The organism is Streptomyces sp. NBC_00285 (assembly GCF_036174265.1).
GTDB lineage: Bacteria > Actinomycetota > Actinomycetes > Streptomycetales > Streptomycetaceae > Streptomyces.
The window spans coordinates 8,467,806-8,490,086 of record NZ_CP108055.1; the positions used below are offsets into that span (position 1 = coordinate 8,467,806).

Genomic DNA, 22,281 nt, shown 5'->3' on the forward strand with positions numbered 1-22,281 from the left:
CTCAGGAGACCTACTGGGGACCTATGAGTTGACCTGTGCGGTCACGAGGCTGGAGAAGGTGGTCAGCCGGGTGTAGACACCCGGGTAACCCGCCTCCGCGCAACCCTCTCCCCATGAAGTGATCCCTGCCAGGACGCCCCCGATGAGCAGGGGACCGCCGCTGTCGCCCTGGCAGGTGTCTACGCCGCCGGATGTGTATCCGGCGCAAACCATGTCGGTCGCGACGAAGTCGGAACCGTAGGAACTGGCACAGCTGGAGTTGGACACGATCGGGACGGTCGCGGTCCGCAGCTGGTTGGAGGAGCTGCCGCTCTCCGAGGTGGTGCCCCAGCCGAGGATGCGGGCGGTGGTGCCGGCCGCGTACACGCTGGTCTGGGACGAGGAGACGTACGACGCCGGGGTGTAGGACATCGACGTCGACAGGGTCAGGACGGCCACGTCGTCGCCGTTGGTGGCGTCCGCGTAGCTCGGGTTGATCCAGATCTTGCTGACCTTGCTGACGGTGCCGTTCGTACCGTTGAGGTAGGTGCGGCCGCCGACGACTCTCACGCTGCTGGTGGTCTCGCCGACCATGCAGTGGGCCGCGGTGACGACCTTGGTCGCGGAGACCAGGGTGCCGCCGCAGAACTGGTTCTGCGAGGCGTCCGTGATCTGCATGACGAACGGGTAGGAGGTCGTGGTCGTCGTCGAACCGCCGACGATGGGCTGAGGGGCGGCGACAGCGGTGGGGGCGCTGAGCAACGCGGTGGCGGCGGCAGCGGCGGTCGCCACAGTGACGGCGGCCGCCTTCTTCGCACGGGTGAGACCGAACATCGGTTGAGTCTCCTCAGGGTTGCCGGTGGGGGTCGCGCGGGTGTGGGGGTGGTACACGGGGGTCGCGGGACCGACCCCCGTATGCCCGAGCGAGCGGCACGTTCATAAGCTAGAACGCGGAAGTTCCCCTTCCCAATGAGGGAAGCCCCTAAGGGAGTTGGGCAGGGAAAACCCTCGGTCGGCCCTCGGAATCCCCCAGGGGCGGCAGACCGGGGCGGCTCTCACGGCGATCGGCGCCCTGCCGCCAGTCTGACGATGTCGACCCGGGATCGGATCCCCAGCTTCCGGTACACCCTCGTGAGGGTCGCCTCGACCGTCTTCACACTGATGAACAGCCGTGCGGCGATCTCCCGGTTGGTGGCGCCCTCCATGACGAGCGCGGCCACCTGACGCTCCATCGAGGCGAGCCCTTCGAGACTGTCCAGACCGTCGGACGCGGCGGCCGTGACGGTCACCTGTTCCTCCGGACGGGCCAGCGCGGCCGCCTCCACCTGCCGCAGCCAGGGCAGTGCCCGGCAGCGCCTGAACAGGCGGGCCGACTCGTCGTACGACGTCGGACCGGGCCGTCGGGTGCGCAACTGGGCCAGGACGAAGGCGGCGCGCGCCTCCTCCAGGCCGTAACCCAGCTTGGCGAGACGATCCTGCACGGACGTCAACTGGACCAGCGCAGCCTCGTGTTCACCGCGCGCCGCCCGCACCAGCGCCTCGGCCCGGTCCAGTACGGCGAGCACGCTCTCCCGGCCGAGCCTGAGCGCGTTCACCCGCGTCACGTCGATGACGTCCTGCGCCTCCCCGATCTCCCCGATCCGTACGAGGGCCTCGGCGAGGTCGCCCTGCCAGCGTCCGCGCGCCGGGTCGGTGATGCCGAGCCCGTGTTCCAGCTCGCGCACCCGGCGCAGCGAACGGACCGCGCCCGGTGCGTCCCCTGCGACGAGCTGCGCGTACCCGAGGACGGCCAGGCCCCGGGACTCGTACATCTGGTCGCCGTTCCCCTCGGCGTGGTCGACCGCCTCCCGGGCCAGTTCGAGGGCCCGCTCGACACTGCCGCCCGAGGCCTCCGCGATGGAGGCGAGCACAGCCGAGGCGACCTCGCCGATCCCGGTGTCCCGGGCCATCATCAGGCTCTCCCGGGCCAGGTCGAGGGCCCGCCCGCAGTGCCCGGAACGCAGCTCGGTCTCGGCAACCCCGCGCAGGAAGTGCACCTCGCTCTCGACCGACCCGCGCCGCCGCACCTCGCGCAGCAGCGCGGTGACCGTCGCGCGGGCCTCGGACAGCTGGTCGCTCATGATCAGCCAGCGGAAGCGGGAGTAGCCGGCGCCGTTGTGATGGCAGGCCACCCGCGGGTCCTGGGGCTCCTTCAGGGCGCGCTTGATGGTCGCGGGGGCGTCCGGGTGGCCCATCAGGGTCTCGATCTGGGCCTGGAAGGCCAGCGCCATCAGCTCGTTGTACCGGTCGCCGCCCTGCTCGGCCAGGGCCGCCGAGCGGGCGGCCTCCTCGCGGGCCTCGTCGAAGTCGCCCTCGACGAGCAGGGCCCGCCAGGCCAGCTGGTAGCGGATCAGGGCGAGCAGTCCGGGGTCGTCGCCGGCGTCGGCCAGGGCCTGCGGGAAGACCGCGTCGACCTCCGTCATCGCGTGGCCCGCCGTGTCGATCACGGTGATCCAGGCCCGCACCCGGTCCGCGGGCACGGTCGCCCGGGTGAGCACGTCCCGGGCGATGTCCCGGGCGAGGTCCAGCTCGCCGGCGGTGATCGCGTCCTCGGCGGCCGTCAGCCGGCGTTCGTCGGGAGCGGGCACGCTGTCGGCCGGGGTGTGCCGGGCGGACAGCAGCCCGAGCGAGGCGGCCATCGAGGGTGCGCCCCGGTCCCGGGCCTGAGCCGCGGCCTCGGCGAGCCGTGCGGCCACCCCCGGGTCGGTGCCCGTGGTCGCCAGGGCCAGATGGCGGGCCCGCTCGATCGGGTCGGAGGCGGCCGTGGACAGCGCACGGTGCGCGTCCCGCCGTTCCTGCGCGGGCGCCTCCGCGTACAGCGCGGCCGAGATCAGCGGATGCGAGAAGCGTACGGCGGGACCCTCGGCCTCCGTCGCGAGCAGGCCCAGCGCGGCCGCCTGGGCCATCTCGGCCTCGGCGTCCCTGCGGCCGGCCGCGTGCAGCAGCGCCGGGGTGGGGCGGGCGCCGGCGCTCGCCACCAGGAGGGTGCGCCGGGCGTCCGCGGACAGCATCTCCAGACGGCTCAGCACCAGGTCCCGCAGCGAGGTGGGCACCGGCAGCGGCTCGCCGGGGCGGTGCGGAGTCGGGTTCTCGCTGAGCGCCCGGCCGAGTTCCAGGGCGAAGAACGGGTTGCCGCCGCTGGTGCGGTGGATGTCCCGCACGGTGGAGCGCTGGAGGCCGGTGTAGCCGCGGTGGTCGAGCAGCGAGGCGACCTGGTCTCGGGTCAGCGGGTTGCAGCGGATGGCCAGGCTGTTCGGGGGCAACGCGCGTAGATGACGGTCGTGCTCGGCGCCGTCGGTCCGGACCGCGCACAGCATCCGCACGGGGATGTCACCGAGTCGCCGGGCGGCGAAACCGAGCAGCTCCAGACTCGCGGGGTCCAGCCACTGCATGTCGTCGGCGACGATCAGGACCGGCCCCTCGGCGGCCAGGGCGCGCAGGGCGGACAGCACGGCGAGCCGCAGGGCGAGGCCGTCGCGCAGGAGGGTGGACTCGCCGCGCCCGGTCAGCGCCGACTCGAGCGCGGTGCGCTGGGCGGCGGGCAGCTTGTCGGAGACGTCGTCCAGGACCAGGCCGAAGAGGTCGGCCAGGGCCAGGAAGGGGAGATGGGATTCCGACTCGGTGGCCGAGCAGCGCAACACCGTCCGCGCCGTGGCGCCGGATTCCGTGGCCAGGGCCCGAAGGACGGTCGATTTTCCTATTCCGGCGGGGCCGTGCAGCAGCACGCTGCCGCCCCGGGCCAGCTGCTCGCTCGCCTGGTTGAAGAGTTCGTCCCGGCCGATGAGCAGGTCGGGGCGGCAATTCGCGGGCTCCTGGAAGTCGCGTGGCACCGTCACCGCTCCCCTCCCTGTGTCGTGTCCGGGCCAATATTAGGCAAGGTGCTCCGAAATTCGGCGGGAAGTGTTGGTGAGTGAGATAACAACCGGTTCCGCATGGGGAAATTCAAAGCGCTCATGAATGAATGGAATGACTGCAAATGTTACGGGAGCAGTCCCTCCCGACGCGCGGCGGCCACCGCCTCACCCCGTGTCCCGGCGCCCAGTTTCCGCATGGCCGACCGCAGGTACGCCTTGACGGTCTCGGCACTCACACCCAGCCTGCCCGCGGCCACCGCGTTCGTCGCCCCCGCCGCCACCCAGGCCAGCACATCCAGCTCACGCGGTGTCAGAGCGACGCCCTTCGAGGTCACCGGCGCGGGGGACAGCAGCGCGCACGCGTCCAGCAGCTCGGTCCTGAGCGCGGGGTCGGTGATCCGGGTGGCCAGTGCCCGCAGCGCCGTGTGCGCCTCCCGGACCTGCTCCCAGGCGGCGATGTCACCCGGCTGCGGCTCGGCCCGCACCGCCACCAGCACCTCCCGCGCCGCGTCGCCGACGGCCAGCGCCTGCTCCACGTCCCGTGCCGCGTCCACCGCCGCCGTCAGCATGCGGTCGCCCAGCGGCCGGGCGTCGCGCAGGGCGCCGTACAGCACGCCGCGTACCCGCCGTCGAACGACCACCGGTACGGCCAGCACCGACCGCAGGCCCTCGGCGGCGACCGGGGCGTCGTACTCGTGGCTGATCTGCCGGGACAGGGAGTAGTCCGCCACGGCGCACGGGCGGGCCAGCGCGACCGCCTTGCCGCCGAGGCCGTTGCCCGAGGTCACCGCGAGCGAGAGGAGCGAGGCGGTGGCCGTGCCGCTCAGTTCGCTGATCCGTATCCGCGGGCGGCCCGGCTCGACCAGACCGCCGAAGGCGACCGGAAGGCCCGTCGTGCGCCGCAGCCGCACCAGTGCACGCCGGATCTCCCCCGCACCGGCCGCGTTCACTGACACCTGTTCGTCCCTTCGCTGCGGCACACACCCCCGTTCGGGGGTAGTGAGACCTGCATCACGGATTACACGATGGAAGAGAGCCGCCCGGCAATGGTCCGGCACCAAGGAGGACGACAGATGACGGCCACGGAGGACTTCCGCAGGGCACGGGACTTTCTGCTGGAGCACCGCGAGGACTACGCCACGGCGTACGAGGGGTTCGCCTGGCCCCGTCCGAGTCACTTCAACTGGGCGCTCGACTGGTTCGACGCCATCGCCGAGGGCAACGACCGCACCGCCCTGCACATCGTCGAGGAGGACGGCAGCGAGGTCCGGCTATCCTTCGCCCAGATGGCCGAACGGTCCAACCGGGTCGCCAACCTGCTGCGCGAGCGCGGGGTGGAGGCCGAGGACCGGATCCTCGTCATGCTCGGCAACCAGACCGAGCTGTGGGAGACGGCGCTCGCCGCCATGAAGCTGCGCGCCGTCGTCATCCCCGCGACCCCGCTGCTCGGCCCCGCCGACCTGCGCGACCGGGTCGAGCGCGGGCGGGTGCGGCACGTCCTGACGCGGGCCGAGGACGCCGGCAAGTTCGACGAGGTGCCCGGCGACTACACACGCACCGCGGTCGGCGGCGTACCGGAGGGCTGGCAGCCCTACGAGGACGCGTACGCCGCCTCCGAGGAGTTCCTCCCCGACGGCCCCACCCTCGCCGACGACCCGCTGATGCTGTACTTCACCTCCGGTACGACGGCCCGCCCCAAACTCGTCGAGCACACGCACACGTCGTATCCGATCGGGCACCTCGCCACCATGTACTGGATCGGCCTCAGGCCCGGCGACGTGCACCTGAACATCTCCTCGCCCGGCTGGGCCAAGCACGCCTGGTCGAATCTGTTCGCGCCGTGGAACGCGGAGGCGACCGTCTTCATCCACAACTACACGCGCTTCGACGCGGCCCGGCTCACCGCGGAGATGGACCGCGCGGGTGTGACGACGTTCTGCGCCCCGCCGACCGTGTGGCGCATGCTCATCCAGGCCGATCTGACCCAGCTGCGCACACCGCCGCGCGAGGTGGTCGCGGCCGGGGAGCCCCTGAACCCCGAGGTGATCGAACAGGTCCGGCGCGCCTGGGGCGTGACCATCCGGGACGGTTTCGGACAGACGGAGACGGCCGTCCAGGTCTCCAACAGCCCGGGGCAGGTCCTGAAGACCGGCTCGATGGGCCGGCCGAGCCCCGGCTACCGGGTCGAACTGCTGGACCCGGTGTCGGGAGCCCCCGGCGCGCGGGAGGGCGAGATCGCGCTCGACCTGACCGCCCGTCCCGTCGGCCTGATGACCGGCTACCACGGCGACCCGGACCGTACGACGGAGGCGATGGCCGGCGGGTACTACCGCACCGGGGACGTCGCGGCGCGGGACGAGGACGGATACCTGACGTACATCGGGCGCAGCGACGACGTCTTCAAGGCCTCCGACTACAAGATCTCCCCGTTCGAGCTGGAGAGCGCCCTGCTGGAGCACGAGGCGGTGGTCGAGGCGGCCGTCGTGCCCGCGCCGGACGAACTGCGGCTCGCGGTGCCCAAGGCGTACGTCGTCCTGGCGGAGGGCTGGGAGCCGGGCCCCGACACGGCCAAGGTGCTGTTCGAACACTCACGTGAGGTGCTGGCGCCGTACAAGCGGATCCGGCGGCTGGAGTTCGCGGACCTGCCCAAGACCGTCTCCGGCAAGATCCGGCGGATCGAGCTGCGTGAGGCGACGGCGGCCGGGTCGGCCTCCGAGTACCGCGAGGAGGACTTCCGGTGACCTCGTACACGCACGGGACGGGCGGGACCGCACTCCTCGGCGACACGATCGGGGCCAATCTGGACCGGGCGGTGGCCAGTTGGCCCGACCGCGAGGCGCTCGTCGACGTGCCTTCGGGGCGGCGTTGGACGTACGCCCAGTTCGGCGCCGACGTCGACGAGTTGGCGCAGGCCCTGCTGGCCGCCGGGATCGCCAAGGGCGACCGGGTGGGGATCTGGGCGGTGAACTGCCCCGAGTGGGTGCTGGTCCAGTACGCCACCGCCCGTATCGGCGCGATCATGGTGAACATCAACCCGGCGTACCGCACGCACGAGGTGGAGTACGTCCTCAAGCAGGCCGGGATCACGCTGCTCTTCTCGTCGTTGCGTCACAAGACCAGCGACTACCGGGCGATGGTCGACGAAGTGCGGGGCAGGTGCCACGAGTTGCGGCAGGTCGTCCACTTCGGCGACCCGAGCTGGGAAGCGCTGCTGGAGCGCGGGGGCGGTGCCGCGGCGTACCCGGAGCTGTCCTGCGACGACCCGATCAACATCCAGTACACCTCGGGCACGACCGGCTTCCCCAAGGGGGCCACCCTCTCCCACCACAACATCCTCAACAACGGTTACTTCGTGGGTGAGTTGATCGCCTACACCGAGCAGGACCGGGTCTGCATCCCGGTGCCCTTCTACCACTGCTTCGGCATGGTGATGGGCAACCTCGCCGCCACCTCGCACGGCGCCTGCATGGTCATCCCCGCCCCGTCCTTCGACCCCGCCGCCACCCTGCGCGCGGTCCAGCAGGAGCGCTGCACCTCGCTCTACGGCGTTCCGACCATGTTCATCGCGGAGCTGAACCTCCCCGACTTCGCGGCCTACGACCTCTCCTCCCTGCGCACCGGCATCATGGCGGGCTCGCCGTGCCCGGTGGAGGTGATGAAGCGGGTGGTCGCCGAGATGCACATGGCGGAGGTCTCCATCTGCTACGGCATGACCGAGACGTCCCCGGTGTCCCTCCAGACCCGCAGGGACGACGACCTGGAACACCGCACCGGCACGGTCGGCCGCGTCCTGCCGCACATCGAGGTCAAGGTCGTCGACCCGGCGACCGGGGTCACCCAACCCCGGGGCAGTGCGGGGGAGTTGTGCACCCGTGGCTACAGCGTGATGCTCGGCTACTGGAACGAGCCCGAGAAGACCGCGGAGGCCGTCGACGCCGGGCGCTGGATGCACACCGGCGACCTGGCGACGATGCGCGAGGACGGGTACGTCGAGATCGTGGGCCGCATCAAGGACATGATCATCCGGGGCGGCGAGAACATCTACCCGCGCGAGATCGAGGAGTTCCTCTACGGCCACCCGAAGATCGCGGACGTCCAGGTCGTCGGGGTGCCCCATGAGCGCTACGGCGAGGAGGTGCTGGCCTGCGTCATCCCGCGGGACCCGGCCGCCCCGCCGACCCTGGAGGAACTGCGCGCCTACTGTGACGGAAGGTTGGCCCACTACAAGATCCCGAGCCGCCTGCGCATCCTGGACGCGTTCCCGATGACGGTCTCCGGCAAGGTCCGCAAGATCGAGCTGCGGGAGACGTACGCGGAGGGATAGGAGGGGCGGTGCCGCCCGGCGAGGCGAGGGACCGCACTCCGCCGGAGGCCCTACCCGCCCAGGTCGTCCGCCAGGCCGTTCACCGGTTGTGGGGTGCCCGTCAGGTCCAGGACGAACAGGGGGACGCCGAGGGAGTCGGCGCGGGTGCGGGCCTCGCTGGTGTAGCCGGCCAGGGAGAAGTACACGCAGTGCGCGGACTCCGTCATGGCCGTCAGCCACAGGCACTCCACGTCCCGCGGTGAGGCCGGCCGTACGGTCGGGTCCACCTGGGCGAGCAGGCCGCGCGCGGCGAGGCCGATGCCGGACGGGGGCCGTTGGTCCGCGCGCCGGATGTCCTGGTAGCCGAGCCAGCGCAGATACAGCGCGGCGACGGTGACCGCGTCGCGCGCGGTGCGGATCGTGATCGGCTGGAAGGCGCGGCGCGGGGGAGCGGCGGCGGACGCGGCCGGTTCCGCCGCCGGGTCCGGAGCCGTGCCGTCGGTCAAGGGGATCCGCAGGACCGTCCCGCAGGCACAGCCCAGCTCCGGCTGCGGCCACTGCGCCCTGCGGCCGCAGACCGCGCACGCCACCGTCACCCACGCCTCGTCCCACACCTGGTGGGCGACGGCCGTGGGCGTGCCGCCCCGGTCCAGCGGCGGATGGACCGGGGCGCCGCACTCGCACGGGTACGACGGCGCCGCGTAGAGGTGCTCGCACCGGCAGACCGGACAGCGCACCGACACGCTCTCGGACATGGCCTCATCGTCCTCCAGGGCGTGCCCGGTTGTCCGCCTCTTGACGGTCTTCACCCACCCACCTACATTACTTCCAGATAGCAGAAAACATATTCCGCATTACGGAAGCATCTGCCGCGGGGCGCGACGGGAGTACGCATCCGACAGTCGAACCAGGAGTACTCGATGGCTCGAATGACCGCTGCCCGCGCGGCAGTTGAGATCCTCAAGCGCGAAGGTGTCACCGACGCGTTCGGCGTCCCCGGCGCGGCGATCAACCCCTTCTACGCGGCACTGAAGGCCTCCGGGGGCGTCCACCACACCCTCGCCCGCCATGTCGAGGGCGCCTCGCACATGGCCGAGGGTTACACCCGCACCCATCCGGGCAACATCGGCGTCTGCATCGGCACGTCGGGACCCGCCGGCACCGACATGATCACCGGTCTCTACTCCGCGACGGGCGACTCCGTCCCGATTCTGTGCATCACGGGCCAGGCCCCGACCGCCGTGATCCACAAGGAGGACTTCCAGGCCGTCGACATCGCCTCCATCGCGGGCCCGGTGACCAAGATGGCCGTCACCGTCCTGGAGGCGGCCCAGGTCCCCGGCGTCTTCCAGCAGGCCTTCCACCTCATGCGCTCGGGCCGCCCGGGCCCGGTGCTGATCGACCTGCCGATCGACGTCCAGCTGACGGAGATCGAGTTCGACCCGGAGACGTACGCACCCCTCCCGGTCTACAAGCCGGCCGCGACCCGCGCGCAGATCGAGAAGGCGCTCCGTCTCCTCAACGACTCCGCGCGTCCGCTGATCGTCGCCGGCGGCGGTGTCATCAACGCGGACGCCGCCGAACTCCTCGTCGAGTTCGCCGAGTTGACCGGCATCCCGGTCGTCCCGACCCTCATGGGCTGGGGCGTCCTGCCCGACGACCACGAGCTGAACGCCGGCATGGTCGGCCTGCAGACCTCGCACCGCTACGGCAACGCGACCTTCCTGGAGTCCGACTTCGTCCTCGGCATCGGCAACCGCTGGGCCAACCGGCACACCGGCAAGCTGGACGTCTACACGGCGGGCCGGACGTTCGTCCACGTCGACGTCGAGCCCACCCAGATCGGCAGGATCTTCGCACCGGACTACGGCATCGCGTCGGACGCGAAGGCCGCCCTGGCCCTCTTCGTCGAGGTGGCAGGTGAGTTGAAGGAGGCGGGCCGGCTCCCCGACCGCTCGGCGTGGGCGGCCTCGGCGCAGGAGAGGAAGGCGACCCTCCAGCGCCGTACGCACTTCGACGACATCCCGATCAAGCCGCAGCGCGTCTACGAGGAGATGAACAGGGCCTTCGGCCCGGAGACCCGGTACGTCTCCACGATCGGCCTCTCCCAGATCGCCGGCGCCCAGATGCTGCACGTCTTCAGGCCCCGCCACTGGATCAACTGCGGTCAGGCGGGCCCGCTGGGCTGGACGATCCCGGCCGCGCTGGGCGTCGCCAAGGCCGACCCCGAGGCGCAGGTCGTGGCCCTCTCCGGCGACTACGACTTCCAGTTCATGATCGAGGAGCTGGCCGTCGGGGCCCAGCACCGCATCCCGTACATCCACGTCCTCGTGAACAACGCCTACCTGGGCCTGATCCGCCAGGCCCAGCGTGCCTTCGACATCGACTTCCAGGTCAACCTGGAGTTCGAGAACATCAACTCCCCGGAACTGGGCGTCTACGGCGTCGACCACGTCAAGGTCGTCGAGGGCCTCGGCTGCAAGGCGATCCGGGTGACCGACCCGGCCGAACTCGGCACCGCCTTCGAGCAGGCCAAGAAGCTCGCCGCCGAGTTCCGGGTCCCGGTCGTCGTCGAGGCCATCCTGGAGCGGGTCACCAACATCTCCATGTCGACGACCAACGACATAGGAAACGTCGTGGAGTTCGAGGAGATCGCGACGGAACCGGGTCACGCGCCGACGTCGATCAGGCCGCTGAAGGTCTGACCCCGCGCACAGCTGAAGGGCGGTCCCACCGTGAAGGTCGGACCGCCCTTTCCCGTGCCCGGCTCCCCCGAAGCCGTCCCCCGTCGCGATGTCCGCCGCCCCCGTGCCGGCGAACCTCGTGTGATGAGAATGCGCCCGGGAACGGTCCGGCAGAAGCCCCTGAATCAGGTTCAGAGCTTGATTTGAGGATTCCGTAGACGGCCTACGACTCGTTCGGTACGGCGGCTCGCCGCTCGTGACAGTCGCAGAGCCCCGGCCGCCGTGCCTCGCCCGTACCCGTGGCCCCTCGCGAAGCGCCCTCCCGGCACCGGAAAGCGCCGGATGCGGTGGTGTCCGCATCCGGCGCTCGCCGGTGTGTGAAGGGTGTGGCAGGGACCGCGGCGGCTGCGACGGAACCGGGGCGCACTCCTTCCCTCAGGTCGAAGAAGGAGGGCCCGGGACCTTCACCACCGCACTGGCTCGCACGCCGCCGCGGTCGTTTCCCCTGCCCGCGCCCGGTACCGGGCGACCACCCCTCATCCGGGTCGCCGGGCGCGTCGGGCGCGGGCAGGGAGTCTCGGTCCTCGCGCAGGGCGCGAGCAGCCGGCCGGACCGGCGGCCATGGGGTTCCGGTCCGCGGCGGCACCTGGGCGCGACAGGACAGATGTCAGCACCGCCGCGGACCGGAAGTCGGGATCAGGCCCGGGTAGGACCGGAAGTCGGGATCAGATCTGGGCGCCGGACAGGCGCTCCACCGCCCGCAGCAGGGCCGAGTGGTCCAGGCCCCCGTCGCCCTGGGCGCGCAGACTGGCGACCAGTTGGGCGACCACGGCGCCGACCGGCAGGGCCGCGCCGACGGTGCGGGCGGCGTCGGTGACGATGCCCATGTCCTTGTGGTGCAGGTCGATACGGAAGCCCGGCTTGAAGTCGCGCCGCAGGAAGTTGTCCTTCTTGCGCGTCAGCACGGTCGAGCCGGCGAGGCCGCCGCCCAGGACGTCGAGGGCGGCCTTGAGGTCCACGCCCGACTTCTCCAGGAACACCACGGCCTCGGCGCACGCCTGGATGTTCACGGCGACGATCAGCTGGTTGGCCGCCTTCACGGTCTGGCCCGAGCCGTGCGGACCGCACAGCACGACGGTCTTTCCGAGCGCCTCGAAGAGCGGCCCGGCCTCGTCGAAGTCGGCCTGCTCGCCGCCCACCATGATGGACAGCACGGCCTCGACGGCACCCGCCTCACCGCCCGACACGGGCGCGTCCAGGACACGGACGCCCTTCGCGGCGGCCGCCTTCGCCAGGTCGACCGAGGTCTGCGGGGTGATCGAGGACATGTCGATCACCAGGGCCCCGGACCGGACGTTCTCCAGGATGCCGCCGGGGCCGTAGGCGATGGCCTCGACCTGCGGTGAGGCGGGCACCATCGTGATCACCACGTCGGCGTCGCGCACCGCCTCGGCGATCGAACCGGCGGTACGGCCACCGGCGGCGGCCAGGCGGTCCAGCTTGTCCTGTTCGAGAGTGAAGCCGGTGACGTCGTAGCCCGCCTTGACCAGATTCTCGGACATGGGTGAGCCCATGATGCCGAGGCCTATCCAGGCGATCTTGGGGAGACTGCTCATGAGGGGGTGCCTTTCCGGAAGGGAGGGTCAGCGGGGGAGCCAGTCGAAGGCCTCGGCGCTCGGGCGGTCGCCCGGCTTGTACTCGAGGCCGACCCAGCCGTCGTAGCCCGCCTTGCGCAGTTGGCCGAGGAGGTCCGCCAACGGGAGCGAGCCGGTGCCGGGGGCTCCGCGGCCGGGGTTGTCGGCGATCTGGACGTGGCCGGTTTTCGGCGTGAACTCCTCGATCACCGCCGGCAGGTCCTCGCCGTTCATGGACAGGTGGTAGAGGTCCATGAGGAAGCGCGCGTTGTCCAGGCCCGTCGCCCGGTTCACCTTGTCGACGATGCCGACCGCCGCCGGGGCCGACACCAGCGGGTACCGCGGTGACTCCGGCCTGTTGAGGGCCTCGATCAGGAGGATCGCGCCGATCCGGTCGGCCGCGCGGGCCGCGAGGACCAGGTTCTGCAGCGCGAGGGCGTCCTGCTCGGCCGGGTCCACCCCCTCGACGCGGTTGCCGTAGAGGGCGTTGAGCGCCGTGGCGCCGACGGAGTGGGCGAAGCCTGCGGCCACGTCGATGTTGGCGCGGAACCTCTCCGACTCCGCGCCCGGGACGGACAGGGCGCCGCGGTCCGGCCCCGGCAGCCGGCCGGCGTAGAAGTTCAGGCCCGTGAGCCGGACGCCCGCGTCCTCGATCGCCTTCCTGAGGGCGTCGAGCTCCGACTGCTCGGGGGTGGGGGTGTCGATCCAGGGCCACCACAGCTCGACCGCGGTGAAGCCGGCCGCGGCGGCTGCCGCCGGGCGCTCCAGGAGCGGGAGTTCCGTGAAGAGGATCGACAGGTTGACGTTGAAGCGCTGCTCTGTGGCGGTGCCCGGTCCAAAAGTCGGCATGGGGTCTCGGCGCCTCCCTTCCGTGTCGAGTATTCCGTGATGCGGAAGTTGTTTTCTGCTTATTGGAAGATTGTCGTCGGGTCGAACAGGTTGTCAAGAGGGCTCGGCGGAAAACGACACCGCGCGTTAGGTTGTGCGCGTGCGATTGAGAGTGGAGTTCACGACCGAGCCGTTCGACCTCGACGAGGCCCCGGCGCACGCGCTCGTGGCCCGCGAGGTCATCGAGGCGGCCGAACTGGACGCGGTGGACGTCGGCCCGTTCGGCAACACCGCGGAAGGCGGCGCCGACGAGGTTCTGGGTGCCGTGGACGCCCTCCTGCGCAAGGCGCTGGAGTCCGGCGCCACCCGGATCTCGCTCCAGCTCAACGTGCTCGGGGAAGGTGGCGAGTGACCGGCGACGAGCCTTTCATCACGGCGGTCAAGCCGCTGGTGGACGCCATGGGCGGCGAACTGCTTCCGCCGGACGAGGCCGGTCCCGACGACGTCGTGCTCGCCTGGGAGGGCGCCGATGTCGTCGCCGTACGGCTGCCCCAGCTCGCGGACTCCCTCGATCACATCCTGGCCGCCATGGAGCGCAAGCAGGGCAGGCCCCTCGCGGACCTGGACCGCAAGGCCAAGCAGGAGGTCGTACGGATACTGGAGGCGCGCGGCGCCTTCTCGGTACGACATGGCGTGGAGACCGTGGCGAGCGCGCTCGGGGTGAGCCGCTTCACGGTCTACAACTACCTGAACCGCGAGAAATCGTAGGGAGTCCCAGGGGGTTACGGGGGATCGCGGGGGATCGCGGGCGGGGATCCGGGACGGGCTCCGTTACCCAGAATTTTCAACAAAGTGTTGACGTGATGTCGCGTCGAGGCGTTAGCTGACTCCCGTGACTTCGACTTCCACGCCCCCCGGCCTGGCCCGGTTCAACGTCCTGGAGGAGCACGCGGCCCATGCGGCCCTCCTGGAGGTGTGCGCCTCCACGGCGTGGGCTCGGCGTCTGCTCGCCGCCCGGCCCTGCGTGACCGCGGAGGACCTCTACGCCGCCAGTGACGACGCCATGGCGGAGCTGACCGCCGCCGACCTCGCCGAGGCGATGGCCGGCCACCCGCCGATCGGCCGCCCCGAGCCGGGCGACCCGACCTCGGCCCGCGAGCAGCGCGGCATGGCCGGCGCCTCCGAAGGGCTCAAGGCACAGATGCTCGAACTGAACCTGGCGTATCAGGAGCGCTTCGGTCATGTCTTCCTGATCTGCGCAACCGGCCGCACCGGCGAGCAGATGCGCGACGCGGTCAGGGAACGGATCGGCAACCCGCCGGAGCGGGAACGCGAGATCGTCCGCACCGAGCTGGGCAAGATCAACCGCATCCGGCTCGCCCGCATCGTCGAAGAGGACGCCTGACCATGAGTACGAGCACCACCGCCTCGGTGTCGACACACATCCTCGACACCAGCATCGGCCGCCCCGCCGGGGCAGTCGCCGTCCAGCTGTCCGCCCGCCCCGGGCGCGACGCGGACTGGCGGACCCTCGGCGGCTCCGCGACCGACGCGGACGGGCGGTGCAAGGACCTGCCGGCGCTGCCGGAGGGGACCACCCACGTACGGCTCGACTTCGAGGTCGAACCGTACTTCGCGAAGAAGCAAGCCGATGCGCAGCAGGACGCCCCCGCGAACCGGGACAGCGGTGCGTTTTTCCCGGAGGTGGCGATCACCTTCGCCGTCACGCCCGGCGAGCACTACCACGTACCGCTGCTGCTCAACCCGTTCGGCTACTCCGTTTACCGAGGGAGCTAGCTAAATGACCGTCAACCCCCGCCCTGCCCGCCCCGTGGTCCTGGGGCAGAACCAGTACGGCAAGGCCGAGAACCGGGTCGTCAAGATCACGCGGGACGGCGCCACCCACCACATCAAGGACCTCAACGTCTCGGTGTCGCTGAGCGGCGACATGGAGGAGGTCCACTACTCCGGCTCCAACGCCAACGTCCTGCCGACCGATACCACCAAGAACACGGTGTACGCGTTCGCCAAGGAGCACGGCATCGAGTCCGCCGAGCAGTTCGGCATCCACCTCGCCCGGCACTTCGTGACGAGCCAGGAGCCGATCAGGACCGCCCGGATCCGCATCGAGGAGTACGCCTGGGAGCGGATCGGGACGGCCGGCCAGGAGAAGCACTCCTTCGTCCGCCAGGGCCAGGAGACCCGCCTGACCCAGATCACGTACGACGGCTCCGCCTGGGAGGTCGTCTCCGGGCTGAAAGACCTGACCGTCATGAACTCGACCGACTCCGAGTTCTGGGGTTACGTCAAGGACAAGTACACGACCCTGCCCGAGGCGTACGACCGCATCCTGGCCACCGCCGTCTCCGCCCGCTGGCGCTTCAACTGGTCCGACGACGAGCAGCCGATGCCCCCCTGGGAGGAGTCCTACGAGCAGGTGAAGACGCACCTGCTCCAGGCCTTCGCCGAGACGTACTCGCTCTCGCTCCAGCAGACCCTCTACCAAATGGGTTCGCGGATCATCGACAACCGTGCCGAGATCGACGAGGTCCGCTTCTCGCTGCCGAACAAGCACCACTTCCTGGTGGACCTGGAGCCGTTCGGCGTCAAGAACGCCACCGAGGACGGGGCTGTCTACTTCGCGGCCGACCGGCCCTACGGCCTGATCGAGGGGACCGTCCTGCGGGACGGCGTCGAGCCGCGGATCCCGGTGGACCTGACCAACCTGTGAGCCCTGCTGTGTCCTCTCCCCGGAACCAAGCCCGGAACCAAGAAGGAAGAACCATGGCAGCCGCCCAGCGCATTGTCATCGAGAACTGTTCACTCGCCACGGTCGACGCGAACGACACCGAGTACGCGGACGGGCACGTCGTCATCGCCGGCAACCGCATCGAGTCGCTCGGCGCGGGCAGGGCCCCCGAGGGCCTGGAGAACGTCGTCCGCCGTATCGACGCCACCGGCCACCTCGTCACGCCCGGCCTGGTCAACACCCACCACCACTACTACCAGTGGATCACCAGGGGCCTCGCCACCGATCACAACCTCTTCGACTGGCTCGTCGCGCTGTACCCGACCTGGGCGCGCATCGACGAGCAGATGGTGTACTCGGCCGCCCAGGGCTCCCTCGCGATGATGGCCCGCGGCGGCGTCACCACCGCGATGGACCACCACTACGTCTTCCCCGCCGGTTCCGGGGACCTGTCCGGCGCGATCATCCGCGCCGCCCGCGAGACGGGTGTCCGCTTCACCCTCGCCCGCGGCTCCATGGACCGCAGCCAGAAGGACGGCGGCCTGCCTCCGGACTTCGCCGTCGAGACCCTCGAAGGCGCCCTCGCCGCCACCGAGGCCACCGTCAGGGAGCACCACGACCCGTCCTTCGACGCCATGACCCAGATCGCCGTCGCGCCCTGCTCGCCGTTCTCCGTCTCCACCGAACTCCTGCGCGAGGGCGCCGAGTTGGCCCGCCGTCTCGGGGTGCGCCTGCACACCCACGGCTCGGAGACCGTCGAGGAGGAGCAGTTCTGCAAGGAACTGTTCGGCATGGGCCCCACCGACTACTTCGAGTCCACCGGCTGGCTCGGCGAGGACGTGTGGATGGCGCACTGCGTCCACATGAACGACTCCGACATCGCGGCCTTCGCCCGTACGAAGACGGGTGTCGCCCACTGTCCCTCGTCCAACGCCCGCCTCGCCGCCGGCATCGCCCGGGTCCCGGACATGCTCGCGGCCGGCGTCCCGGTCGGCCTCGGCGTCGACGGCACGGCGTCCAACGAGTCCGGCGAACTCCACACCGAACTGCGCAACGCGCTCCTCATCAACCGTCTGGGAGCGCACCGCGAGGCGGCCCTCAACGCCCGTCAGGCCCTGCGCCTCGGGACGTACGGCGGCGCCCAGGTGCTGGGGCGGGCCGCCGAGACCGGCTCACTGGAGGCCGGCAAGCTCGCCGACCTGGTGCTGTGGAAGCTCGACACCCTCGCGCACGCCTCGATCGCCGACCCGGTGACCGCGCTGGTCTTCGGCGCGGCGGCACCGGTCACGGCCTCGTTCGTGAACGGCCGCCAGATCGTCGAGAACGGCCGCCTGCTGCACGTCGACGAGGACGCCATCGCCCGCTCCACACGGGAACAGGCCCAGCGCTTGGCCCGGATCGCCGCGCAGGGCTGACGCCCCCAGAACTCCGGCCGGGAGGGACGGCTCCCGGTCGGCGGCCATGGACCCCGGTTTGCGGGTTCCACGGCGGCCGTGCCCGGGGCGCGTGTTGGACGCACGCGCCCCGGAACGGTCCTGTCCGGCACGGTGACCGGCGGCCGGACGCATCCGATCCCTGGTCGACGCGGGCCCCGACAAGGACGCGACCGCCCCCGCTCAGTCGATCTCGTAACTGTCCCCGTACACCCGCCACTTGAGGGGCGGATCCAGGTCGAGGTTGCCCGCCTCCAGGAACACCCGCTGGGCCGTCTCCACCCGGCTCACCTCGCTGTGCGCCGCCTCCAGCCGCATCGCCCGCACCCGCGCGTCCAGGAAGGCGTGCAGATACCCGGTCTCGTCGCCGCCGTCCGCGGGGCGAGCCGCGTCCTCGCGGGCCCGGCCGCGGATGCCGCCGAAGCTCAGGGCGTCGGTGCCGGGGCCGTGCATGACCATCGCGTCGAAGTAGACGAACTGGCCGAGCGTGCCGAGCCCGTCCTTCCTGGCGCGCGCCACCGCCGGGTCGAAGTAGACCCGGTCCCGCTCGTCCCGCTGCGCCTCGCGGAACACGGAGGTGCCGGCCGCCTGCCGCCAGGCCGCCGGGAAGCCCGGGTCTAGTCCCTCGTGCGAGTCGGTGCCGTCCACCGCGCGCAGGGCGAGGCGATAGGGGGCGAGGGGGTTGTCGGGGTCCCGTTCCGTGCAGAGCTCGACCAGCGCCAGCATGTCGCTCGTACCGGAGCAGAATCCGATGACGCCCGCCGTGTAGCCACGGCCGTCCCCGATGTCCTCGATGTACGCGTACTGCGCCTCCCAGTCCAGGGAGGAGTTCTCCGCGCTGGACACCAGCCGCATCGCGATGTCCTTCTTGGCCGGGGCGGCGAGCCCGGCCGAGTTTGCGGCCTCGGCGGCCGGCAACCGGCTCAGCACGCCGGCACCGAGTACGTCGCTGTGAAGGAGAGTCGAGAGTCGCGCGCCGACCTGGGAATGCCGTGGGGTGCCGTTGGCGGATCGCTGTGCATGCGCGTCACAGGCTGTCGATCGGCTGGCAGGACCGGGGAGAGGGAAGCCGTCCGGTGAAGTAGGAGCGCGGTGGGACGCCCATCAGGGTGCGGAAGTCGGACGTCATGTGGGACTGGTCGTAGTAGCCGGTGACGGCCGCCAGTTCGGCCGAGGCCAGTTCGGTGGCATGGGCGAGTACGGCGCGGACGCGGTCGACGCGGGCGTAGTGCTTCGGTGAGAGACCGACACCCTCGCTGAACAGGTTGCGCAACTGGCGCTCACTGACGGCGAGTTCGCGAGCCACGTCCTTGACCTGACCGGGTACGCGGCCCGAACGGACGGACAGCGCGGCGACCGCGGCCCGCAGCAGGTCGGCCCGTGCCCCGTCGGCCGCGGTGGGCAGCCGCTCCGGGAGGACGTCCGCGAGCCGGGCCACCGCCTCTTCGGACTCCAGCCACCGCAGCTCGCGGGCCAGTTGCCGCGCGGTCCGGCCCGGCAGCGCGTCCAGCGGCACCACCCGTCCGACGAGGTCGACGGCCGGGACACCGAGCAGCGGCCGGATGATCCCCGGCACCAGCCGTACCTCCGTGCAGGACGCCTGGCCCTTGCCCGTGTGGTAGGTGGCCCGGACGCGGGGTCCGGAGACCAGCAGGGTGGGCCGGCCGGCCGCCTCGCTGCGGATGATCACCTTGGTCGTGGGGTCCGGCAGGTGCACGAACGGCTCCCGCGGATCGGTCTCGACGGTCAGGGTCCCGATCCCGGCGATCCATGGACGCAGCTCGTCGGGGGTGCGCAGGGCCCGCTCGTAAACGGAGTTGGTCACGCGTCCACCGTAAGCGCGGGGCCGGGGGTTCGGGCGCGTGAAACGTGCCGGAATTTCCTATCGGCCGCAGGGGTGCGGCGTCCACCGTGGTGGCCATGATTCTGGTGACGGGTGCCACGGGCACCATCGGACGTGACGTCGTACGACAGCTCGTGGCCCGCGGTGAGAAGGTGCGCGCGCTCACGCGGGACCCGGGGACGGCCCACCTGCCGCCCGGCGTGGAGGCGGTCCGGGGGCACCATCGCGATCCGGACTCCGTGGCGTCGGCCATGGCGGGCGCCGACGCCGCTTTCCTCGTCGGCGTCTTCGGACCGGACGACGCCGACAGCGACCGGGGGATGGTGGAGGCGGCGCGGGCGGCGGGGGTACGGCGCGTGGTGAAGCTCTCCGCTGTCAGGGCGGGGGACCCCAGGACGGGCCTTGGCGGTATCGCGCACGGCCACGGCGAGGAGGCGGTCCGGGAAAGCGGCCTGGAGTGGGTGATCCTGCGCCCGTCCGCCTTCGCGTCCAACACGCTGCGGTGGGCGGAGGCGGTCCGGGCGGGGGAACCCGTCCCGAACATGCTGGGGGAGGGCCGGCAAGGTGTCGTCGACCCGCGGGACGTCGCCGAGATCGCCGTGGCCGCGCTGCTGGGCCCGGAGCACGTGGGGCGGACGTACACCCTGACCGGTCCGGACACCGTCAGCCCCCAGGACCAGGCGGCCACCCTGGGCGAGGTGCTCGGCGGCCGTGTGGAGCTGCGCGACCTGACCCCGCCGCAGACCCGCGAACTGCTGGTCGCCTCGGGCTGGAGCGAGGAGTCCGCGGAGGGCATGCTGCGGAGCATCCGTTTCGTCGGCGAGGGCGGGAACGAGGTGGTCACGGGGGACGTGGAGGAGGTGCTCGGGCGTCCGGCGCGGACGTATCGCGCGTGGGCCGAGGACCACAGGGAGGCGTTCGGCGAGGACCCCCGGCGGCGGGCCGGGGGGAGCTGACCGGACGGGTCCGGGTCCCCCGGGTGGGGGCGGTTCGCGCACTCGTGAGACGCGGGGCGAGGCGCAGCCGGGAGGCCGCTCGCATCCTCGCTGGAGACCGAGCCCCCAGCGATACTGTCCCCCACCCGGAGCGCCCGCCGGCAACCCCACCCCCGCGGAAGCTCCTCCGTGTGGGGTGGGCCCGGGGCCGCCCGGCCTACAGCCCGAACAGGGCCGGTTCGGCGGCCAGTTCCTTGAAGACCTCGGCCGGGTGCGCGACCAGTCGCCGCTTCTCGAGGTCCAGCAGGCCGCCGACCGCGGTGATCTCGGCGGCCACGGTGCCGTCCTTCCTGCGGATCGTCTGCTGTATTCGGAACGTCTTGCCCTCGCCCCACTCGAAGCCGCAGGTCACGTCGACCTCGTCGCCGGCGAGCAGCTCCCGCCGGTAGCGGATGGTGGTCTCCAGCGCCACCGGGCCCACCCTGCCCGCGATGAGGCGGGCCTGCGTGATTCCGGCGGCGTCGAGCAGCGACCAGCGGGCGTGTTCCGCGTAGTTGAGGTACACACTCTGGTTGAGGTGGCCCTGCACGTCCGTCTCGTACCCGCGGACGGTCACCGGCACGGAATACGTCTCGCTCACGTCAATCCCCTCTCGTACCACGGCAGTTGTGGGAGCGATCCTGACACGTGTCCGCTACACCCGGCGCGGGGAGGCCAGCAGGTACCGGGCTCCGGTCCGTGGCTGGGTGTACTCGCCGACCTGCCAGCCGGCGCCCTGCAACGTGATCGCGCAGGCCCGGAGCGTCTCGGCGTCCGGGCCGTGCACGGCGACGGCCTCCGGCTGCGGGGTCGCGCGGACCCGGTACCCGGGCGAGCCCCCCGCTTCCGGCGGGTGCCCGGCCGCCTCCAGCGCGAGTGCGGCCGCCTGCACCAGATGCGCGCGCTCCCAGGCGCACGGCCGGTCGGTGGCGCCGTCCGTGTGGGTCATCCGGCGCAGCTCCAGCAGCCCCTGCCAGGCGCTGTGCACCTCCCGCAGCCGGGCCGGACCGGCGACCACGGGCTCCTCCGTGCCGCCGACATGTGCGGCGAACACGCCGGCGGCCGGGGCGGCCGGCGGCTCGGACGGTTCGGGCGGCTCCACGACCGTCTCCCGTACGCGGTGCCCGGCCGGCGTGAGGAAGTGGTCGTGCGGCGGCCGCGGATGCCGGAAGGCCAACCCTCGCCTGACGAGCGCGTCGAGCTGGGTCGCGGTGCCCCTCAGCCGCCCCGTGACGGGATCGGCGGCGTCGATGACACGCCGCTGCGCGGCGGTGGGCGATCGGGTCACGAAGGGCACCTCCCCGGTGAACGGCCTGGTCGAAGGGCTGCCACCCGCTTGCGACCAGCCCACTCGAAGACTACGACCCGGGTCTGACATCCCACCCGCGCTCACCGGCCGCCCGTGTCCCGTCCCCGGTCGACCCGGCGTGCCCAACGCCCTGGCGTACGGCAGTGGACCGAGACGACGAGCGGTGAGAATCCGTAGGAAACGGCCCGCCCGTCGTCGATCGGGCCGCCCGCCTCCCCTGCACCGTGCCGGATCGCCGCCTGCCGGGACCCGGCCCCTAGATCCCCGGCAGCCCCTGCACCGACTGTGCGAGCTGGCCGACCGCGACGACGAGCGGGGTCACGGGCTGGACGAACTCGTTGAGGCGGGTCAGGGCCCGCCTCAGGACCGTGGGCTGCGGGTCCGACTCGTCGAGTTCCTCGCGCAGCCGGCGCAGCTCCCTGGTAGTGGCGTCGGGGTCGGCGAGCGCCGCGCGGTGCTCTTCCAGCAACTGCTCGACGTGCGCGATGAGTTCGGCCGTACGCTCGACGTCCTGCGGCTGGAAGGAGACCGAGCCGGAGAACGCCTGGGCGCCGTGTCCCACGGCCTGGTTGCCCACGTAGTGGGTACCGCCGCTGATCATGAGGCCGTTGTTGACCGGAGGGTCCTGGCGCCTGTCGTCGCTGTCCATGAT

Annotated in this window: 21 protein-coding genes; 10 read left to right on the plus strand and 11 right to left on the minus strand. The window is 71.4% G+C overall.

What is annotated here, in order from left to right:
* Window positions 1-21: 21 nt before the first annotated feature.
* From OHT57_RS38835 to OHT57_RS38845, 3 genes are all read right to left on the minus strand, one after another.
* On the minus strand, window positions 22-813 hold the full coding sequence (locus OHT57_RS38835; RefSeq protein WP_328751483.1) for a S1 family peptidase: 792 nt from the start codon (window positions 811-813) through the stop codon (window positions 22-24).
* Window positions 814-1,034: 221 nt separating this feature from the next.
* Complete coding sequence (locus tag OHT57_RS38840; protein WP_328751485.1) at window positions 1,035-3,854, minus strand: ATP-binding protein; 2,820 nt, start codon at window positions 3,852-3,854, stop codon at window positions 1,035-1,037.
* Window positions 3,855-3,997: 143 nt separating this feature from the next.
* On the minus strand, window positions 3,998-4,822 hold the full coding sequence (locus OHT57_RS38845; protein WP_443053643.1) for a LuxR C-terminal-related transcriptional regulator: 825 nt from the start codon (window positions 4,820-4,822) through the stop codon (window positions 3,998-4,000).
* Window positions 4,823-4,945: 123 nt separating this feature from the next.
* Between OHT57_RS38845 and OHT57_RS38850 the strand changes: the two genes are divergently transcribed.
* The gene (locus OHT57_RS38850) at window positions 4,946-6,613 is read left to right on the plus strand and encodes an AMP-binding protein (RefSeq protein WP_328751488.1); all 1,668 of its coding nucleotides are present in this window, start codon (window positions 4,946-4,948) and stop codon (window positions 6,611-6,613) included.
* A complete protein-coding gene (locus OHT57_RS38855; RefSeq protein WP_328751490.1) occupies window positions 6,610-8,196 on the plus strand; it encodes an AMP-binding protein in 1,587 nt (528 codons plus the stop codon). The genes OHT57_RS38850 and OHT57_RS38855 overlap by 4 nt, the downstream gene beginning before the upstream one ends.
* Window positions 8,197-8,246: 50 nt before the next feature.
* On the opposite strand, the gene OHT57_RS38860 is transcribed toward OHT57_RS38855, so the two are convergent.
* Window positions 8,247-8,930 carry a hypothetical protein gene (locus tag OHT57_RS38860; protein WP_328751492.1) on the minus strand — a complete coding sequence of 228 codons (684 nt, stop codon included), beginning with the start codon at window positions 8,928-8,930 and terminating at the stop codon, window positions 8,247-8,249.
* 165 nt (window positions 8,931-9,095) lie between these two features.
* Here OHT57_RS38860 and gcl point away from each other — a divergent pair, with 165 nt between their 5' ends.
* Window positions 9,096-10,880, plus strand: coding sequence for a glyoxylate carboligase (gcl, locus tag OHT57_RS38865; protein ID WP_328751494.1), 1,785 nt, complete (start codon window positions 9,096-9,098; stop codon window positions 10,878-10,880).
* A gap of 704 nt (window positions 10,881-11,584) precedes the next feature.
* Here the strand turns inward: gcl and OHT57_RS38870 are convergent.
* Together OHT57_RS38870 and OHT57_RS38875 are read right to left on the minus strand one after the other, a co-directional pair.
* Window positions 11,585-12,475 carry a 2-hydroxy-3-oxopropionate reductase gene (locus OHT57_RS38870; protein ID WP_328751495.1) on the minus strand — a complete coding sequence of 297 codons (891 nt, stop codon included), beginning with the start codon at window positions 12,473-12,475 and terminating at the stop codon, window positions 11,585-11,587.
* Between the two features lie 27 nt (window positions 12,476-12,502).
* Window positions 12,503-13,342: a TIM barrel protein gene (locus tag OHT57_RS38875; RefSeq protein ID WP_328751496.1), complete on the minus strand. Its 840-nt coding sequence runs from the start codon at window positions 13,340-13,342 to the stop codon at window positions 12,503-12,505.
* A gap of 139 nt (window positions 13,343-13,481) precedes the next feature.
* Here OHT57_RS38875 and OHT57_RS38880 point away from each other — a divergent pair, with 139 nt between their 5' ends.
* The 6 genes from OHT57_RS38880 (at window position 13,482) to OHT57_RS38905 (ending at window position 17,485) form a co-directional block, all read left to right on the plus strand.
* Window positions 13,482-13,733 (plus strand): hypothetical protein, encoded by a 252-nt coding sequence (locus tag OHT57_RS38880; RefSeq protein WP_328751497.1) that lies wholly within the window; start codon window positions 13,482-13,484, stop codon window positions 13,731-13,733.
* Window positions 13,734-13,780: 47 nt separating this feature from the next.
* Window positions 13,781-14,089: a helix-turn-helix domain-containing protein gene (locus tag OHT57_RS38885; protein WP_328753445.1), complete on the plus strand. Its 309-nt coding sequence runs from the start codon at window positions 13,781-13,783 to the stop codon at window positions 14,087-14,089.
* Window positions 14,090-14,213: 124 nt separating this feature from the next.
* Window positions 14,214-14,726, plus strand: coding sequence for a 2-oxo-4-hydroxy-4-carboxy-5-ureidoimidazoline decarboxylase (uraD, locus tag OHT57_RS38890; protein ID WP_328751498.1), 513 nt, complete (start codon window positions 14,214-14,216; stop codon window positions 14,724-14,726).
* Window positions 14,727-14,728: 2 nt separating this feature from the next.
* Complete coding sequence (gene uraH / locus OHT57_RS38895; RefSeq protein ID WP_328751499.1) at window positions 14,729-15,118, plus strand: hydroxyisourate hydrolase; 390 nt, start codon at window positions 14,729-14,731, stop codon at window positions 15,116-15,118.
* Between the two features lie 4 nt (window positions 15,119-15,122).
* A complete protein-coding gene (gene pucL / locus OHT57_RS38900; protein ID WP_328751500.1) occupies window positions 15,123-16,052 on the plus strand; it encodes a factor-independent urate hydroxylase in 930 nt (309 codons plus the stop codon).
* 53 nt (window positions 16,053-16,105) lie between these two features.
* Window positions 16,106-17,485 carry an 8-oxoguanine deaminase gene (locus OHT57_RS38905; protein WP_328751501.1) on the plus strand — a complete coding sequence of 460 codons (1,380 nt, stop codon included), beginning with the start codon at window positions 16,106-16,108 and terminating at the stop codon, window positions 17,483-17,485.
* Window positions 17,486-17,686: 201 nt separating this feature from the next.
* On the opposite strand, the gene OHT57_RS38910 is transcribed toward OHT57_RS38905, so the two are convergent.
* Together OHT57_RS38910 and OHT57_RS38915 are read right to left on the minus strand one after the other, a co-directional pair.
* Window positions 17,687-18,433, minus strand: a complete 747-nt coding sequence (locus OHT57_RS38910; protein WP_328751502.1) for a chitosanase — start codon at window positions 18,431-18,433, stop codon at window positions 17,687-17,689.
* 97 nt (window positions 18,434-18,530) lie between these two features.
* On the minus strand, window positions 18,531-19,328 hold the full coding sequence (locus OHT57_RS38915) for an AraC family transcriptional regulator (RefSeq protein WP_328751503.1): 798 nt from the start codon (window positions 19,326-19,328) through the stop codon (window positions 18,531-18,533).
* Window positions 19,329-19,414: 86 nt separating this feature from the next.
* Here OHT57_RS38915 and OHT57_RS38920 point away from each other — a divergent pair, with 86 nt between their 5' ends.
* Window positions 19,415-20,302, plus strand: a complete 888-nt coding sequence (locus tag OHT57_RS38920; RefSeq protein ID WP_328751504.1) for an NAD(P)H-binding protein — start codon at window positions 19,415-19,417, stop codon at window positions 20,300-20,302.
* Between the two features lie 196 nt (window positions 20,303-20,498).
* Here the strand turns inward: OHT57_RS38920 and OHT57_RS38925 are convergent, their stop codons facing one another.
* The 3 genes from OHT57_RS38925 to OHT57_RS38935 form a co-directional block, all read right to left on the minus strand.
* The gene (locus tag OHT57_RS38925; RefSeq protein WP_328751505.1) at window positions 20,499-20,921 is read right to left on the minus strand and encodes an acyl-CoA thioesterase; all 423 of its coding nucleotides are present in this window, start codon (window positions 20,919-20,921) and stop codon (window positions 20,499-20,501) included.
* 54 nt (window positions 20,922-20,975) lie between these two features.
* The gene (locus tag OHT57_RS38930) at window positions 20,976-21,608 is read right to left on the minus strand and encodes a hypothetical protein (protein WP_328751507.1); all 633 of its coding nucleotides are present in this window, start codon (window positions 21,606-21,608) and stop codon (window positions 20,976-20,978) included.
* 277 nt (window positions 21,609-21,885) lie between these two features.
* Window positions 21,886-22,278 (minus strand): DUF5955 family protein, encoded by a 393-nt coding sequence (locus OHT57_RS38935; protein WP_328751508.1) that lies wholly within the window; start codon window positions 22,276-22,278, stop codon window positions 21,886-21,888.
* Between the last annotated feature and the right edge of the window lie 3 nt (window positions 22,279-22,281).